The organism is Rhizobium hidalgonense, assembly GCF_005862185.2.
Lineage (GTDB): Bacteria > Pseudomonadota > Alphaproteobacteria > Rhizobiales > Rhizobiaceae > Rhizobium > Rhizobium hidalgonense.
The window spans coordinates 1,553,298-1,567,994 of record NZ_CP054027.1 but is presented as its reverse complement, the minus strand read 5'-3'; the positions used below and the strand labels follow the sequence as shown (position 1 = coordinate 1,567,994).

Sequence of the window (14,697 nt, the reverse complement as noted above, 5' to 3'; positions counted from 1 at the left end):
AACATCCTTTAATGGCCGGTTGGTCGCCGCCGAGCGTCCGTGAACTCTATTCCGCCGCCATGATCTCACGCCCGCCGTCGACATCGCGGGCCGGCGACGCGCCGTAGAGGCGGCTGTATTCGCGGCTGAATTGCGACGGGCTCTGATAGCCGACGCGGTGGCCGGCCGTGCCCGCATCAAGGCGCTCGACGAACATCAGCCGGCGCGCCTCGTGCAGACGAAGCTGCTTCTGGTACTGGACCGGCGTCATCGCTGTGACCGACTTGAAATGGTGATGGAAGGACGACACGCTCATGTTTACGCGCTCGGCAAGGTCTTCGATGCGCAGCGGCCGCGCGAAATTCTCCTTAAGCCAGGCGACGGCGCGCGCAATCCTGTTGCTGTGGCTGTCTGCCGTGGCGATATTGATCAGCCGGGCGCCGTGCGGGCCGGTCAGCACCCGGTAAAGGATTTCCTGCTCGATCAGTGGCGCCATAGCGGGAATATCGCCCGGACGATCGAGCAAGCGCAGCAGGCGGACAGCGGCATCCATCAGCTCCGGCGGCGCGACGTTCACCACCATCCCGCGCTGCCCGTCGGTATGGGCGGCCGGGCGTGGAATGTCGATGCGGCTGAGCAACTCCAACAGCTTCTCGGAATCGATTGCCAGCCCGAGACAGAGATGCGGCACTTCGGGGCTTGCCTCGGTGACCCGCCAAGCGACAGGCAGGTCGAGCGAGGTCAAAAGATAGTCGCCGGTGCCGTAGCTGATCTGCTCCGTACCGAGCTGCAGGCTCTTGGCCCCCTGCAGCACGAAGGCGAAACACGGGCGGTAGCTACTGTGCAAGGGATCGCTGGGCTTGGACCGGCGGCTGACATGAAGATTGCCGATGGCAGTCGAGAACTCACCGTCGCCAGGTGCAAAGCGCATCGCGATGTCGACGATTTCCTGATAGGGGCTGAAGGGCAAAGTCATGCGGCAACTCTTTCTTTCAGCTGTCTGACTGTCAGCTGTCTGACGCGGGCGATACGCCCCTATTTAGAGTGTCTTTGCCATTTCGCAAACAGGCTGGCGCCTCACTTTTGCAGGATCGTGCAAGAAGCTGAGAGGATCGCTCTAACGCCCTTGCCAATATCCGGGCAATAGTCCGCCATCCCGCTCAACCCCTCCCAAAGACGAAAAGGAAGGTTCCCATGCCTATTGCAAAAGGCTACGCCGCCACCGATGCTTCCAAACCGCTGACCCCTTTCACCTTCGAACGCCGCAACCCGAACCCCGATGACGTCGTCATCGACATCAAGTTTGCCGGCATCTGCCATTCGGACATCCACACCGTCCGCAACGAATGGAAGAACGCCGTCTATCCGATCGTGCCCGGCCATGAGATCGCCGGCATCGTCTCGGCCGTCGGCTCTGCCGTCACCAAATTCAAGGTCGGCGACCGCGTCGGCGTCGGCTGCTTCGTCGATTCCTGCATCGGCTGCGCCGAGCGCGACCTCGATCGCGAACAGTACATGCCGGGTCTCAGCGGCACCTATAATGACTTCGAAGCCGACGGCAAGACGCGCACCCAGGGCGGCTACTCCGACTCGATCGTCGTCAAGGAGGGCTATGTCATGTCCATTCCTGACAATCTGCCGCTCGATGCCTCCGCGCCGCTGCTCTGTGCCGGCATCACGCTCTATTCGCCGCTACGCCACTGGAATGCCGGCCCCGGCAAGAAGGTCGCGATCGTCGGCATGGGCGGTCTCGGCCATATGGGCGTCAAGCTGGGTTCAGCCATGGGCGCCGATATCACCGTTCTCTCCCAGAGCCTTTCCAAGAAGGAAGACGGGCTGAAGCTCGGCGCCAAGGAATATTACGCCACCAACGACCCGGAAACCTTCAAGAAGCTTGCCGGCACGTTCGATCTCATCATCTGCACCGTCAGCGCCGAGATCGACTGGAACGTCTATCTCGGCCTCCTGAAGGTGGATGGTTCCTTCGTGGTCGTCGGCGTGCCTGAGAACCCGATCCCGGTGCATGCCTTCTCGATCGTTCCTGGCCGCAGGAGCATCTCCGGCTCGATGATCGGCTCGATCAAGGAAACCCAGGAAATGCTGGATTTCTGCGGCAAGCACAACATCGTCTCCGAGATCGAGAAGATCAACATCGATCAGGTCAACGAAGCCTATGAACGCGTCCTGAAGAGCGACGTCCGCTACCGCTTCGTCATCGACATCGCCTCGCTGGCGGCCTGAGGATAGTAAGAAGGTGGCTCGAAAGAGCCGCCTTTTAGGCGGACTCACCACCCTCATGCTGAGGTGCGATCCGAAGGGACTCAAAGCGTCACCCGCAAGCGCCAATCTCGCCCGCCCCCCCCGGAACGCCGCAGCCGGATTCGAGCCTGCATGCCGTGGGGTCACCCTTCTGCCCTGCCGACCAGAGGGGGGTGACCACACTGCATGCCCTCTCTTCAATTGCGCTCGGCACCGGGATCCGGCACGCCCAGATCAAAATCACGTTTCACACACTCCTCCGCAACCGCAGCAGATATTCCGCCCCGTTAAACGGATTAGGCCCCGAACGCCCACGCAAGCGCGGCGGACCCGCCGCCGAAGCGTAATGATCGAAAGCGGTTTCCATCGTTCCCGCCCCGCTCGTCAGGCCTGGCAATTGCTGCTGGACGCCCCGCACCATTTGAGAGGCCAGGGTGCCGTCCAGTCGGGCGACGCCGTCGGCGATCACCGAATCCGTCGTCGTCGCGGCCGCTTTCGCAAGCAATGTGAGAACACGGCTCAAACTTTCCGCCGGCGCCTCGATATGAAAGTGGTCGACCGGCTCACAGAGCACGGTCTGCGCCGCCGATAGCGCCGTGGCCAGCACCCAGGGCGTCAGCTGGCGGAAATCGGCGGCGGTGCTTGCCGGCGAGCTATGCCGGGCCGCCGTCATCGCTACGTGGCAATCGATGACCTGCCAGCCTGAAATACCCTGTTTCAGCGTTTCGAAGACGGTTTCCTCGACCGCCCGGTAAAAGGCGACCGGCATCTGGCCGACATCCACTTCGAGCGCGAAGCTGTTGCCCGCCCCGGCAGGACGCGGCTCGACGCGCAGGCCGATGGTGGCGAAAAACGGATTGGGTTCCTTGAAGAGGATCTGCAGGCTGGTTCCGATCCCCACAGGCCTCTCGGCCAGGATGACGGTGCTCTCCTCGAACCCAGCCTCGAGGCCGAAATCCGTCAGCAACGTCGATTGGATCACCTCCTTCTGCACCTCGCCATAGAGCGAGACGAAGACATCGTCCGTCTCCTCGTTGCGGCGCAGATTGATCAGCGGATCCTGTTCGGCCATCTGGTTCAGCGCCAGCCACAGCGCCGCCTTCTCGGAAGGGCGGCGGGCAAGGACGCGGGTTTCGAGCGTCGGCGGCGCGAAGTGAGCCTGTGGGCCAACGGGATCGCCGCCCACCACGTCGCCGATGCGGGCGCTGGCGAGACCGCTGACGCGTGCGATCTGCCCGGCGCGGAGGCCATCGGCGCCATGGACCCGGCCGTCCTCGAAGACCTGGATCCCGGTTACCCGTTCCGGGCCTTTCGGCAGATCCAGATATTGCCGGAGCCGGACAGTGCCCGAGGCCAGGGAGAGATAACAGAGTTTTTCCCTGCCCCAGCCGCGCTCGATCTTGAAGATTCTGCCGGCAATCGGCCCATCCGGGTCGGGGCAGCGCTCGGGCAGGATCGTCGCAATGGCCGATGCCAGGGCAGGTATGCCGACGCCGGTCATCGCGGCCCCCGCAAAGACGGGATGGACGAGACCGCGCGCCACCTGATCGGCCAGAGAGCGCCTGAGCCTTTCCCCAGTCAGCCGATCGGACGCGAGAACATAATCATCAAGCAGTGCCTCATCATTTTCGCCGAGCACCTCGCAGAGCGTCGAAAAAAGCGGCTCGTCTCTCGCAACGAGCGCTTCCACCCGGGCAGATTTGCTGCCGGCATCGACGACGGACGACATGGCGATCGGCCGGACCGAGAGCTGCGCGGCAAGCGCCTCCAGTACCCCCAGATATCGGGCACCGCGGCGATCGATCTTATTGACGAAGAAGACGAAGGGAATCTTCAGCCGCCGCAACGCCCGCACCAGCACGCGAGTCTGCGCCTGCACGCCTTCGACCGCCGAAACGACGACGACCGCGGCATCCAGCAATCCCAGCACCCGCTCGACCTCGGCGATGAAATCGGGGTGGCCGGGTGTATCGATCAGATTGACGATCCTGTCGCCGATCGCAAACGACACCACCGCGGCCCGGATCGTGATGCCGCGCTGCCGTTCGAGTTCGAGATTGTCCGTCTGTGTATTGCCGGTATCGACGCTGCCGAGCTGGTCGATGACGCCGGCGTTGAAAAGCAGTCTTTCGGTAAGGCTAGTCTTGCCTGCATCCACATGGGCGAGGATGCCCAGATTCAATGTGCGCATGAACCACCAACTTCTCAGAAATTCGGATGTGATTTTCGTGAGAAGTGCGTTGGCGCATTGGAACCTCTGTCGGCTAAAAACGACGGCTGCGTCACCCCAGTGGTTTTGGGAAACGCGGGCCAAACCTAAGGGCGTGTATAAAGATAAGTCAAGCAGGGCCATGTTACCCTTCCGTCGTATGGCGAAAACCAGCTCAGGCCTGTGGCAGAAAATCTAGCGTGGAGACGTCACCCCACCCACCTCATCCCTGTGCTCGTCACAGGGATCCAGCCACCGCGCGTCCGCGCGGTGAATAACTCACCGTGTTCGGGAAGAGAGTCTCCCGCGCCCAAGGACTTGGGCGCACTGGATTCCTGTGACAGGCACAGGAATGAGGGAGGAAAGGTGGAGCACTGCAACAAGGATCCGTGGGGATGCCCTGCTGACAGCAAACCTCACCGATCAATGGCAATACTGCTAACGCTATCCATGCCGCTCACCCGCGGCACATCAGACAGCATCGTTCCACGAGCCGATTAGGGGCACAGCCTTTAGTCTCCCGCCTACGCCTCCTCCCGCATCGTCTCCCGCTGAGTGATCAGCCGAGCGCTGTGCTGGCCGCTGAGATAGATCCACAGCCAGCTCCAGGCGACAGAGAAGCGCGAGCGGGTGCCGATCAGGAAGTAAATGTGGGCAAGGCCCCAGATCCACCAAGCGATCCAGCCTTTCAGCTTGATCCGGCCGAAATCGATGATCGCCGCACTCTGGCCGATCGTCGCAAGACTCCCTTGATGCCGGTAGCGGAAGGGCCCCGGCGCCGGTTTACCCGAGAGACGCGCGCGGATGACCTTGGCGACGTAGCCGCCCTGCTGCTTGGCGGCGGGCGCGATGCCCGGCACCGGCTTGCCGTCCTCGCCCATGACGGAGGCGGTGTCGCCGATGACGAAGACATCGGGCAAGCCAGGCGCGCTCAGACCCTTTTCGACGGCGACGCGCCCCGCCCGGTCGGCCGGCACGTTAAGCCATCGGGCCGCCGGCGAGGCGGTGACGCCCGCAGCCCAGACGATCGTCCGGCTGGCAACGAAGGTCTCGCCGATTTTCACACCGTCGGCGCTGCACTCGGTCACCGCCCTGCCGAGATGAATCTCAACTCCGAGTTTCTCCAGCGCCTTCTCGGCATAGGCCGAAAGCTCCTCGGCGAAGCTGGGCAGCGCCCGCGGGCCGGCCTCGACCAGCACGACGCGGGTCTTGCGCGTATCGATGTTGCGGAATTCCTTCGGCAGGGTGAAATGCGCCAGCTCAGCGATAATGCCGGCAAGCTCCACACCAGTCGGCCCGGCCCCGACGATGGTGAAGGTGAGCAACGCATCGCGCACGGCGGGATCGCTCTCCATCTCCGCCTTCTCGAAGGCGAGCAGCACGCGTCGGCGGATCGTCGTCGCATCCTCCAGCGTCTTCAGGCCGGGCGCCACCGGCTCCCATTCGTCATGGCCGAAATAGGCATGCGTCGCCCCGGTCGCCAGCACCAGTGTGTCGTAACTGAGAGTCATGCCGTTACGTAGGGATACCGTCTTCGCGTCGCTGTCGACGCCGGTGACTTCGCCGAGCAACACCGTCACATCAGGCCGGTCGGCATACAGGCGGCGGATCGGCCAGGCGATCTCCGAGGTGGAGAGGATGGTCGTCGCCACCTGATAGAGCAGCGGCTGGAAGAGATGATGGTTGCGCCGGTCGACGAGCGTGATCTTCACACCCGCCCCTTTTAACCCGTTGACCAGTTGCAGCCCACCGAAACCGCCGCCGACAACGACGACGTGATGATCGCTCATGACATGCCCCTTTGCGCCATTTTGCTCAAAACCAAATGTGGCCATCGGCCCAATGGTTGCAACCGCCGTTTCGGCATGTCTCCCCTGCGCCGATCGCAGTCGACGGCGCTGAGATTGTGGGCTTTTGGAGCGGAAGTCCGGCGGCGTCATAGCTGCCCAGAGCGAGCTTCGGCTTGGGTGCGACGCAGACATGCCCCTGTGAATGGGGTCGCAAGACGGCGCCTGCAGCCCGTTCACAGCGGCATATGCTTAACGTGCCAAATCAATAGGGACCGACGCACTGGCGACGGGGTCCGTGATAGGGCTGGAAGCTATTGTCGTACGCCCTGTACGAACGATAACGGGCATAGCACCAGCTCTCGTGGCTGCCGCCCCCTCCATAATAGGCGGACGACGCATAGGCCCGATAGGGCCTGCCATAGTAGCCGCCGTAATAACCGTAAGGCCGGCGATAGCCGTAGGGCGAGCCATAATAGCCGTAAGGCGACCCGTAATACGAACCGTAATAGGGCTGCGCCAGTGCGCCACCGATGATGGTGCCGACGGCGAGGCCGCCCAGGCCCAGCCCCAGCCTGATCCATTGTGATGATGGCCGTAATACCCACCTCCGCGGTAGTAGCCGCCGCCTCCGTGGTAGCCGCCACCCCAGTGCCCACCACGGCCACGCCATTGCACATGTTCTATCTGCTGCTGTGCTTCGATCCTGGGTGGGTTGATAGCCGGAAATGCCTGAGCCGGCGTGATGCCGGGGACACCTATGATCAAGCATAACGCGGCGACGCTTAGCTTTCTCATGACTGTTCTCCTCTGCTCCTCCAAGAGAAGGAAATATCCTCCCCTCCTCCTGAACCAAAGGTGAACATAATATATCGAAAAACGTTCCGTATCGAGACAAATAAATCGCTATCGATAGGGCCGAGTACTATCGGCTTTTCCCGCAATCGAACCTTGTTTTTTCCAGCATGACACCTTCACCTAGCGTAGCCCACCGGTATCGCCATTCCATGTTTCAATTCTTCCATCGAGATCGACGCCGAGACGTCGAAGAGTTCGAGCTTGCGCACGATCTGCTTATAGATCACGTCGTAATGCTCGACGCGCGGCAGCACGATCTTCAGGATGTAGTCGTGATTGCCGGTCAGCCGGTGCGCCTCGACGATCTCGGGAATGTCGGCGATGATCCGGCGGAAGGTTTCCGTCCATTCATCGGAATGGTGCGCCGTCTTTACCAGCGCGAAGACCGTGGTCGGCACACCCATTTTCTCCCGATCGAGCACGACGATGCGTCTGGCGATATGGCCGCTGTCTTCCAACCGCTGGATCCGCCGTGAGCAGGCCGACACCGAAAGCGCCACGCGCTCGGCCAGATCGGTCACGGATATGCCTGCATCTTTCTGCAGCATGTCGAGAATGCGTCTGTCGCGATCGTCAAGCATGCGTAAATCACCTCCCGCCCCAATTTTGCGCGTTCTCTCCAAATCGCGCAAAATAATAGCATGTATTGGACGCGCAGGACAAATAAAGCAAACACACCGCGCGGGCATTGCGGCATTATTTTCGCAACTCGAAGCATGAGGAGCATGAAGAGATGGATACGATCGGCCTGATCGGCGGCATGAGTTTCGAAAGTTCGGCGGTCTATTACCGCCTAGTCAACGAGATGGTGCGCGCCCGCAAGGGCGGCCTCGCCTCGGCCGAGCTCATCCTGCATTCGGTCAATTTCGAAGCGATCGTCGCTCTTCAGAAGGCCGGCGACTGGGATATGGCCGCCCGCCGCCTCGCCGACGTGGCTCTGCGCCTTCAGGTAGGCGGCGCCGGCTGCGTCCTGATCTGCACCAACACCATGCACCTGATCGCCGATGAAGTCGCGGCGAAGATTTCCGTGCCGCTGATCCACATCATCGACGAGACGGCGAAATCGCTGCATGCGGCCGGCCGCAAGCGCCCGCTGCTGCTTGCCACCCGCTACACGATGGAGCACGGCTTCTACGCCGAGCGCATGAAGGGCCTTGGCATCGACATCATGGTGCCCGACGCCGCCGACCGCACCACAGTACACGACATCATCTTCAATGAGCTCTGCGCCGGCAGGGTACACGACAACTCGCGCGAAAAGCTGATCGACATCATCGACCGCGCTGTCGACAACGGCGCCGACAGCATCATCCTCGGGTGCACCGAGATCTGCCTGATCCTCGACCCCAACCGCCTGCCGCTGCCGGGCTTCGATACGACTGCGATCCATGCCCGGGCAGCGGTGGAATTCGCTCTTGGGGCAGAGGAAGAAGTGGAAGAGGAAGCCGCCTGAGGTGGCTGACAATTTAGTTGACTCAGTCAACTAAATGCATGACAAAGGTCTTCATTCGGAGACTTTTGTCAGTTTGTTGACACCGTCGGCCAACCCTTCTTTCGTCATGCTCGGGCTTGCACCGAGCCTCTGCTTCCGGTTGATCGTGCAGCAGATCCTCGGCACAAGGCGAGGATGACGGCGAGCAAGGAGCGGGGCTTGTCACCAACCTGACAAGATCTCGCTTTGGAGATCACCATGTCCGACATCGCCCTCATCGAAACAGCCCGCGATTTCAACCGCTTCTATACGAATTTCCTTGGCCTCCTGAACAAGGCCTATCTCGACTCGCCCTATACGCTGACGGATGCCCGCATCCTCTTCGAGATCGGCTCGCATGACGGCGTCAGTGCCGCAGCACTTGTCCGCGACCTGCATCTCGACGCCGCCTATCTCAGCCGCATCCTCAAGCGTTTCCGCGCCGAAGGGCTGATCAGGACCGATCCCGATCCGGCCGATCTGCGCAGCCTAATCATCAATGTCACCGACCGGGGACGCGAGGAGTTCGAGGAACTCGGTCGGCGCGCCAATGCCCAGATCGCCGCCCGTTTCGACACTCTGGCGAGCGGCGAACCGGAGGTGGCGGTGCGTGCCATGGGCACGATCCGTGCCCTGCTCGACCCCACCGCAAAACCGGCGCCTGCCATCATCCGCGCCCACCGCGCCGGGGATATCGGCTGGATCGTCCAGAGCCAGAGCCGCTTCTATACCGCGGAATATGGCTGGGATCTGCGCTTCGAGGCGCTGGTCGCCGAGGTCGCCGGAAAATTCCTCGCCAATTTCGATCCTGCGCTCGAATATTGCTGGATCGCCGAACGCGGCGGCGTCAATGTCGGCTCGGTCCTCGTCACCAATGGCGGCGACGGCATCGCCAAGCTGCGACTGCTCTATGTCGACAAATCAGCCCGCGGCCTCGGGCTTGGCAAGCTGCTGGTCGACGAATGCATCCGCTTTTGCAGGCAGAAGGGCTACAGCGAGCTCCAGCTCTGGACCAACGACATGCTGGAAACCGCCCGCGCCATCTACGTCAAAACAGGCTTCCGCCTTGTCTCCGAGGAGAGACATCGAATGTTCGGTCCGGAAGCCAACGGCCAAAACTGGGTTCTGATCTTGTGATTCACCTCCCGCTTGCCGCGGCGCAAAATTTTGCTTGATTTGGAAACGATCGTTTCCTAATTAGGGGCATGAACACAATGACCCTCGACCATCAAGCGAAGTCCCGGGGCCGCGGCCGTCCGCGGGAATTCGATGCGGAGGCCGCCCTCGACGCCGCCCTCCGCGTCTTTTCCGAGCGTGGCTACAACGCCGCATCGATCAGCGAACTTACCGACGCCATGGGGCTTGCATCAGGCAGCGTCTACAAGGCCTTCGGCGACAAGCGCGGCATCTTCCTGGCCGCCTTCGATCGCTACCGCGCCGTACGCCGCGGCCTGCTCGACGCGAAACTCGCCGGCGTCGAGACCGGCCGCGAAAAGCTCCATGCGCTGATCACCTTCTTTGCCGGCTCTTCGCACGGTGAAATCGGCAGGCAGGGGTGCCTCGTCGTCGGCAGCGCCGGCGATCTCGCGCTCTTCGACGAAGAGGCGGCCGAGCGGGTCGCCACCGCCTTCACGACCGACGAGACGCTTCTCGCCGACCTCATCCGCCTCGGCCAGTCCGACGGCTCGATTTCGGCGGATCTCGATGTCTCGGGGGTAGCACTTGCCCTGCTCTGCCTCACCAAGGGCATGCGCGTTATCGGCAAGGCGGGACGCAGCGGCGAGCAAATGGCGGCGGCTGCCGAAGCCGCGATGAAGCTGGTGACCTGATACTTTCCGGAGAAATGCCCGGCATTCCCCGGCGGGAAATGGGTGGCCGGCGGCAAGACGATTTGCGACTACATTTTTCATTCATACCGGAGTTTCCAATGAGCGTTTCAGCCACCACGCCGGATAAGGCCATTCCACGGGCGCTATCTCCCTGGCTCACCTTTCTTTTCGCCGCCGCCTGCGGGCTGGTGGCCGCCAATCTCTATTACGGCCAGCCGCTTGCCGGCTTAATCAGCGCCGAACTCGGCTTCACGCCGGCCGCCACCGGCCTGATCGTCACGCTGACGCAGATCGGCTACGGCCTCGGCCTGCTGCTGATCGTGCCGCTCGGCGACCTCACGGAAAACCGCCGTCTGGTGCTTATGCTGATCGCCGTCTCTGCCGTTGCATTGATCGGCGCAGCACTGTCGTCGACGCCCACGGCCTTCCTCGTCGCCTCGCTCTGCATCGGCCTGTCATCGGTCGCCGTTCAGGTTTTGGTTCCCGTCGCCGCGAACATGGCGCCGGATGCAACGCGCGGCCAGGTCGTCGGCAATGTCATGAGCGGCCTGCTCTGCGGCATCATGCTCGCCCGCCCCTTCGCCAGCTTCGTTGCCGAGGCCTCCTCCTGGCACATGGTCTATTACATCACCGCGGTGCTGATGCTCGTACTCGCCATCGTCCTGCGCGCCAACTTGCCGGTCCGGCGGCCGAAGACGAAACTGCGCTACGGCGAGCTGCTCGCCTCTATGGCCCATCTGGCGCTCACCTCGCGTGTGCTGCAGCGCCGCGCCCTCTACCAGGCCGGCATGTTCGGCGCCTTCAGCCTGTTCTGGACGACGACGCCGCTGCTGCTCGCAAGCCCGGCTTTCGGCCTGACGCAGAACGGCATCGCCCTCTTCGCGCTCGCCGGCGCCGCCGGCGCCATCGCCTCACCGATCGCCGGCCGACTTGCCGACCGCGGCATGACGAAGATCGCCTCGACCATCGCCATGCTGCTCGGCATGGCGTCCTTCCTGATCAGTCATTTCGCAAACGACGGCTCGCTCACCGCCCTGATCCTTTTGACCGTGGCCGCGATCACGCTCGATTTCGGGGTCACGACCAATCTCGTCTGCGGCCAGCGCGCCATTTACGGCTTGAACCCGGAACACCGCAGCCGGCTGAACGGCCTCTTCATGGCCACCTTCTTTGCCGGCGGCGCGATCGGCTCGGCGCTCGGCGGCTGGGCCTATGCGACCGGCGGCTGGACGATGACCGCCTGGATCGGCTTCGCCTTCCCGACCCTCGCCTTCCTGCTGTTCCTGACGGAGGGCCGCGGCAAATCGGCCTAGATGTCGGCAGAATCGAAACGCGAACGGGCGGCGCGAACGGCATCATGATTCGCCTCCGCCCAGTTCAACAGTTGCGACAGCGGTTGGTAGAGCGAACGGCCGAGTTCCGTCATCGAGTATTCGACGCTGGGCGGCTTGGTCGGGAAGACTTCGCGATTGACATAACCATCCCTCTGAAGGTCGCGCAGCGTCTGCGTCAGCATGCGCTGCGAAATATCGGGAAGCATGCGCCGCAGTTCGCCGAAGCGGCGGGGCTCGGCTGCCAGCACTTCGAGCAGCAGCGTCGACCATTTGCCGCCGATGTGCTGCATCATGTCCCTGACCGGGCAGTTAGAAAAATCGAGGCCGGCGAGATCGATCTCGCGCCGCATCCCCGGCATCCTGTTCTTGAGGCTGAAGACCTCGCCGCTCATCTGCTGGTTCCCTTTTGGTAACTTGCAGCCGAAAAACTGCCTCCTTTACACCGCGAAGTCAATTCCTATTCTAGTGTTAGTCTCTTTTTGAGACCGCCGTCAAACGCAGAAGGAAATGACGTATGAGCGAAACCATCCTGGTCACCGGTGCTGCCGGACAGCTCGGCCAGCGTGTCATCCACCACCTCATCGAAACCTACAATGTCGCCCCGGGCAGGATCGTCGCGGCAACGCGCAGCCCCGAGAAGCTCTCCGCTCTCGAAGACAAGGGCGTCGTTACCCGCAAGGCCGATTTCGATGATCAAGCCGGCCTGGAGAAGGCTTTTTCGGGCGTCGACCGGCTGCTGATCATCAGCACCGATGCGCTTGATACCCCCGGCAAACGCCTCACCCAGCACAAGGCCGCCGTCACTGCTGCCGCCAAGGCAGGCGTTAAGCACATCGCCTATACCTCGATGCCGGCGCCAGACGATTCGCTCGTCACCTTCGCACCCGATCACCTCGGCAGCGAAAACACCGTTAAGGCAAGCGGCATCGCCTATACGATCTTCCGCAACGCCTGGTATCACGACAATTACCTGCACGGCATGCCGCACAACCTGCAGGGCGGCAAATGGTACAGCGCCACGGGCGACGGCAAGGTCTCGACCATCGCGCGAGACGACTGCGCCCTGGCTATCGCCGCAGCTCTTGCCTCCCGCACATCCGAGAGCGCCACCTATACGCTGACGGGCACGGCATCGCTGAACAACCGGCAGATCGCCGCCATCGTTTCCGAAGCCGCCGGCAAGCCACTCGACGTGATCAACGTCAATGACGAACAGCTCGGCCAGGGTATCCGCGGCGCCGGTCTCCCCGGCTTCGTCGCCGACATGCTGGTGTCAGCCGACGCCAATATCCGCGCCGGCAAGTTCGACATCGTCACCGGGGACTTCACCAAGCTGACGGGCAAACAGCCGCAGACGCTGAAGGATTTCTTCGTGGCGCATAAGGCTGCGCTGACGGCGGCCGGCAGCCATTGATCTCTCATACATCCCCGCGCAACATCGCAGGGATGCAGTGCGAGTGAGGAAGCTTCACGTCAAATAAGTTACGCACGGCACGGACGCGCCGTGCGTGAATTCCTGTAAAATCGCGCGGGCCAAGCCCTGAGGACAGAAATGACGGAGGAGAGGAAGTGCCGTGTAGGCCCCCCTCTGCCCTGCCGGGCATCTCCCCCACAAGGGTGGAGATCGGCAAGAGGTTGGACCTTCGTTCCCCCACTGCCGTAGCGCAGCAGCTATACGGTAGTTATTTGGGGAAACCATCGCGCCCAGCCGATCTCCCCACCTGTGGGGGAGATCGGCTGGGCAGAGGGGGTAACCCCAGGCACTGCTGGACGATACTGTCAAACCACCTGCCCACAAGCCCGGCGGAACCGCCGAACCGTTTCCGCCATGCCATATTCCAGTGCATCGGCGGTCAGTCCGTGGCCGATCGAAACCTCAGCCAGATCAGGAATGCGCTTCACCAGCTCAGGCAGGTTTGCGACCGTCAGATCATGCCCGGCATTGACGGCAAGGCCGATCGCCAGAGCCGCATCCGCCGTCTTCCCCAGCGCTTCGAGAATCGGGCCCGCCCGTTCCGGCGCGTCGTAGCAGCCGCCATAGGGGCCGGTGTAGAGTTCGATCCGGTCGGCGCCGACCGCCTTGGCGATCTCGACCGCCTGCGCATCGCCATCGCCATCGGCAAACAGCGAGACCCGGCATCCCATCGCCTTCAGCCGCGCAACGGCATCGGTCAGGAAGGCCTGGTATTTGCGGAAATCCCAGCCGTGATCGGAGGTTGCCTGCGCGGGATCGTCGGGCACCAGCGTCACCTGCTCTGGCGCGGCGCCGGCGCAGAGCTCGAAGAATTCCTCGGTGGGGTAACCCTCGATGTTGAACTCGGCCGCGGGGAATTCATCGTCGATCAGGTTGCGGATGACGGCTAAGTCGGAAAAACGGATGTGCCGCTGGTCGGGGCGCGGGTGCACGGTCAACCCGCTGGCGCCGGACTTCAGCGCGATACGCCCGAGCGCTTCGACGCTCGGCCAGGGCAGGTCGCGTCGGTTGCGCAGCATGGCGATGGCGTTGAGGTTCACGGATAGCTTGGCGGGCATGATTTATATCCATCGGTCACGGGAATAAGAGGCCCTGCTTTTAAGCCAAGTGCCGCGCGATGGCCAACGAGATTCCCAGATGGATGCGATGCAGATCGCTCATGGAACGTGGCGTCCACCCCGCGCGCGTACTGCAAACAGCAATTCCCGTCGCCTTTGAAAACGACCGGAAATACTGCAGCGCAGCAGATGTTTTGCTGCAAACACACAAGGCAACCGGTGCAAAATATGCCGTCGCGTTGCTATCCCATTTAAAAGAGATTATTTTTAGCACTTATAAAAAAGATCGTTCACGCATAACGTGGACATTGTGTCGCGTAAACGTAAGCCGCGTACTGCTTCTTTCCCACGATAAGAAATGCCTAGAGGAAAACCCCACTCGCCGCGCCCGGGAAGCAACTGGCAAATCCGCATGAGGTGCAACACGATGCCCTAGGAG

Annotated in this window: 13 protein-coding genes and 1 pseudogene; 7 read left to right on the top strand and 7 right to left on the bottom strand. The window is 62.2% G+C overall.

Features of this window, described 5'->3' with window-relative positions; all coding sequences use genetic code 11:
* Positions 1 to 46: 46 nt before the first annotated feature.
* Positions 47 to 955, bottom strand: a complete 909-nt coding sequence (locus FFM81_RS07380) for an AraC family transcriptional regulator (RefSeq protein ID WP_003564757.1) — start codon at positions 953 to 955, stop codon at positions 47 to 49.
* A gap of 218 nt (positions 956 to 1,173) precedes the next feature.
* Between FFM81_RS07380 and FFM81_RS07375 the strand changes: the two genes are divergently transcribed.
* Positions 1,174 to 2,220 (top strand): NAD(P)-dependent alcohol dehydrogenase, encoded by a 1,047-nt coding sequence (locus FFM81_RS07375; RefSeq protein WP_025416583.1) that lies wholly within the window; start codon positions 1,174 to 1,176, stop codon positions 2,218 to 2,220.
* A gap of 265 nt (positions 2,221 to 2,485) precedes the next feature.
* Here the strand turns inward: FFM81_RS07375 and FFM81_RS07370 are convergent, their stop codons facing one another.
* The 4 genes and pseudogenes from FFM81_RS07370 to FFM81_RS07355 all read right to left on the bottom strand — a co-directional run bounded on the left by FFM81_RS07370 (position 2,486) and on the right by FFM81_RS07355 (position 7,673).
* Positions 2,486 to 4,429: an elongation factor G gene (locus FFM81_RS07370; protein WP_025416584.1), complete on the bottom strand. Its 1,944-nt coding sequence runs from the start codon at positions 4,427 to 4,429 to the stop codon at positions 2,486 to 2,488.
* 542 nt (positions 4,430 to 4,971) lie between these two features.
* Entirely contained in the window at positions 4,972 to 6,237 is a 1,266-nt protein-coding gene (locus tag FFM81_RS07365) for an NAD(P)/FAD-dependent oxidoreductase (protein WP_025416585.1), read from the bottom strand.
* Between the two features lie 262 nt (positions 6,238 to 6,499).
* A pseudogene (locus FFM81_RS32635) lies at positions 6,500 to 7,032 on the bottom strand (BA14K family protein).
* A 176-nt stretch (positions 7,033 to 7,208) separates the two neighbouring features.
* Positions 7,209 to 7,673: an Lrp/AsnC family transcriptional regulator gene (locus tag FFM81_RS07355; protein ID WP_003564767.1), complete on the bottom strand. Its 465-nt coding sequence runs from the start codon at positions 7,671 to 7,673 to the stop codon at positions 7,209 to 7,211.
* Between the two features lie 152 nt (positions 7,674 to 7,825).
* On the opposite strand from FFM81_RS07355, the gene FFM81_RS07350 reads away from it, so the two are divergent.
* The 4 genes from FFM81_RS07350 (at position 7,826) to FFM81_RS07335 (ending at position 11,705) form a co-directional block, all read left to right on the top strand.
* A complete protein-coding gene (locus FFM81_RS07350; protein WP_025416587.1) occupies positions 7,826 to 8,545 on the top strand; it encodes an aspartate/glutamate racemase family protein in 720 nt (239 codons plus the stop codon).
* Positions 8,546 to 8,782: 237 nt separating this feature from the next.
* The gene (locus FFM81_RS07345; protein ID WP_025416588.1) at positions 8,783 to 9,700 is read left to right on the top strand and encodes a bifunctional helix-turn-helix transcriptional regulator/GNAT family N-acetyltransferase; all 918 of its coding nucleotides are present in this window, start codon (positions 8,783 to 8,785) and stop codon (positions 9,698 to 9,700) included.
* Between the two features lie 68 nt (positions 9,701 to 9,768).
* A complete protein-coding gene (locus FFM81_RS07340; RefSeq protein WP_128397995.1) occupies positions 9,769 to 10,392 on the top strand; it encodes a TetR/AcrR family transcriptional regulator in 624 nt (207 codons plus the stop codon).
* Positions 10,393 to 10,490: 98 nt separating this feature from the next.
* The gene (locus tag FFM81_RS07335; protein WP_138385739.1) at positions 10,491 to 11,705 is read left to right on the top strand and encodes an MFS transporter; all 1,215 of its coding nucleotides are present in this window, start codon (positions 10,491 to 10,493) and stop codon (positions 11,703 to 11,705) included.
* On the opposite strand, the gene FFM81_RS07330 is transcribed toward FFM81_RS07335, so the two are convergent.
* Positions 11,702 to 12,118, bottom strand: coding sequence for a winged helix-turn-helix transcriptional regulator (locus FFM81_RS07330; RefSeq protein WP_003564776.1), 417 nt, complete (start codon positions 12,116 to 12,118; stop codon positions 11,702 to 11,704). The two genes, FFM81_RS07335 and FFM81_RS07330, sit on opposite strands and share 4 nt — an antisense overlap.
* Positions 12,119 to 12,240: 122 nt before the next feature.
* On the opposite strand from FFM81_RS07330, the gene FFM81_RS07325 reads away from it, so the two are divergent.
* Entirely contained in the window at positions 12,241 to 13,140 is a 900-nt protein-coding gene (locus tag FFM81_RS07325; RefSeq protein WP_138385738.1) for an SDR family oxidoreductase, read from the top strand.
* A 365-nt stretch (positions 13,141 to 13,505) separates the two neighbouring features.
* On the opposite strand, the gene FFM81_RS07320 is transcribed toward FFM81_RS07325, so the two are convergent.
* Entirely contained in the window at positions 13,506 to 14,258 is a 753-nt protein-coding gene (locus FFM81_RS07320) for a pyridoxine 5'-phosphate synthase (protein ID WP_025416591.1), read from the bottom strand.
* A gap of 101 nt (positions 14,259 to 14,359) precedes the next feature.
* Here FFM81_RS07320 and FFM81_RS07315 point away from each other — a divergent pair, with 101 nt between their 5' ends.
* A complete protein-coding gene (locus FFM81_RS07315) occupies positions 14,360 to 14,674 on the top strand; it encodes a hypothetical protein (protein ID WP_138385737.1) in 315 nt (104 codons plus the stop codon).
* The last annotated feature ends 23 nt before the right edge of the window (positions 14,675 to 14,697 follow it).

Excerpts from the sequence above, each read along its gene's own strand:
- FFM81_RS07345 (WP_025416588.1), top strand. The coding sequence starts at position 8,783 with ATGTCCGACATCGCCCTCATCGAAACAGCCCGCGATTTCAACCGCTTC.
- FFM81_RS07380 (WP_003564757.1), bottom strand. The coding sequence starts at position 955 with ATGACTTTGCCCTTCAGCCCCTATCAGGAAATCGTCGACATCGCGATG.
- FFM81_RS07335 (WP_138385739.1), top strand. The coding sequence starts at position 10,491 with ATGAGCGTTTCAGCCACCACGCCGGATAAGGCCATTCCACGGGCGCTA.
- FFM81_RS07320 (WP_025416591.1), bottom strand. The coding sequence starts at position 14,258 with ATGCCCGCCAAGCTATCCGTGAACCTCAACGCCATCGCCATGCTGCGC.
- FFM81_RS07375 (WP_025416583.1), top strand. The coding sequence starts at position 1,174 with ATGCCTATTGCAAAAGGCTACGCCGCCACCGATGCTTCCAAACCGCTG.
- FFM81_RS07350 (WP_025416587.1), top strand. The coding sequence starts at position 7,826 with ATGGATACGATCGGCCTGATCGGCGGCATGAGTTTCGAAAGTTCGGCG.
- FFM81_RS07315 (WP_138385737.1), top strand. The coding sequence starts at position 14,360 with ATGGAACGTGGCGTCCACCCCGCGCGCGTACTGCAAACAGCAATTCCC.
- FFM81_RS07370 (WP_025416584.1), bottom strand. The coding sequence starts at position 4,429 with ATGCGCACATTGAATCTGGGCATCCTCGCCCATGTGGATGCAGGCAAG.
- FFM81_RS07355 (WP_003564767.1), bottom strand. The coding sequence starts at position 7,673 with ATGCTTGACGATCGCGACAGACGCATTCTCGACATGCTGCAGAAAGAT.
- FFM81_RS07325 (WP_138385738.1), top strand. The coding sequence starts at position 12,241 with ATGAGCGAAACCATCCTGGTCACCGGTGCTGCCGGACAGCTCGGCCAG.
- FFM81_RS07330 (WP_003564776.1), bottom strand. The coding sequence starts at position 12,118 with ATGAGCGGCGAGGTCTTCAGCCTCAAGAACAGGATGCCGGGGATGCGG.
- FFM81_RS07365 (WP_025416585.1), bottom strand. The coding sequence starts at position 6,237 with ATGAGCGATCATCACGTCGTCGTTGTCGGCGGCGGTTTCGGTGGGCTG.
- FFM81_RS07340 (WP_128397995.1), top strand. The coding sequence starts at position 9,769 with ATGAACACAATGACCCTCGACCATCAAGCGAAGTCCCGGGGCCGCGGC.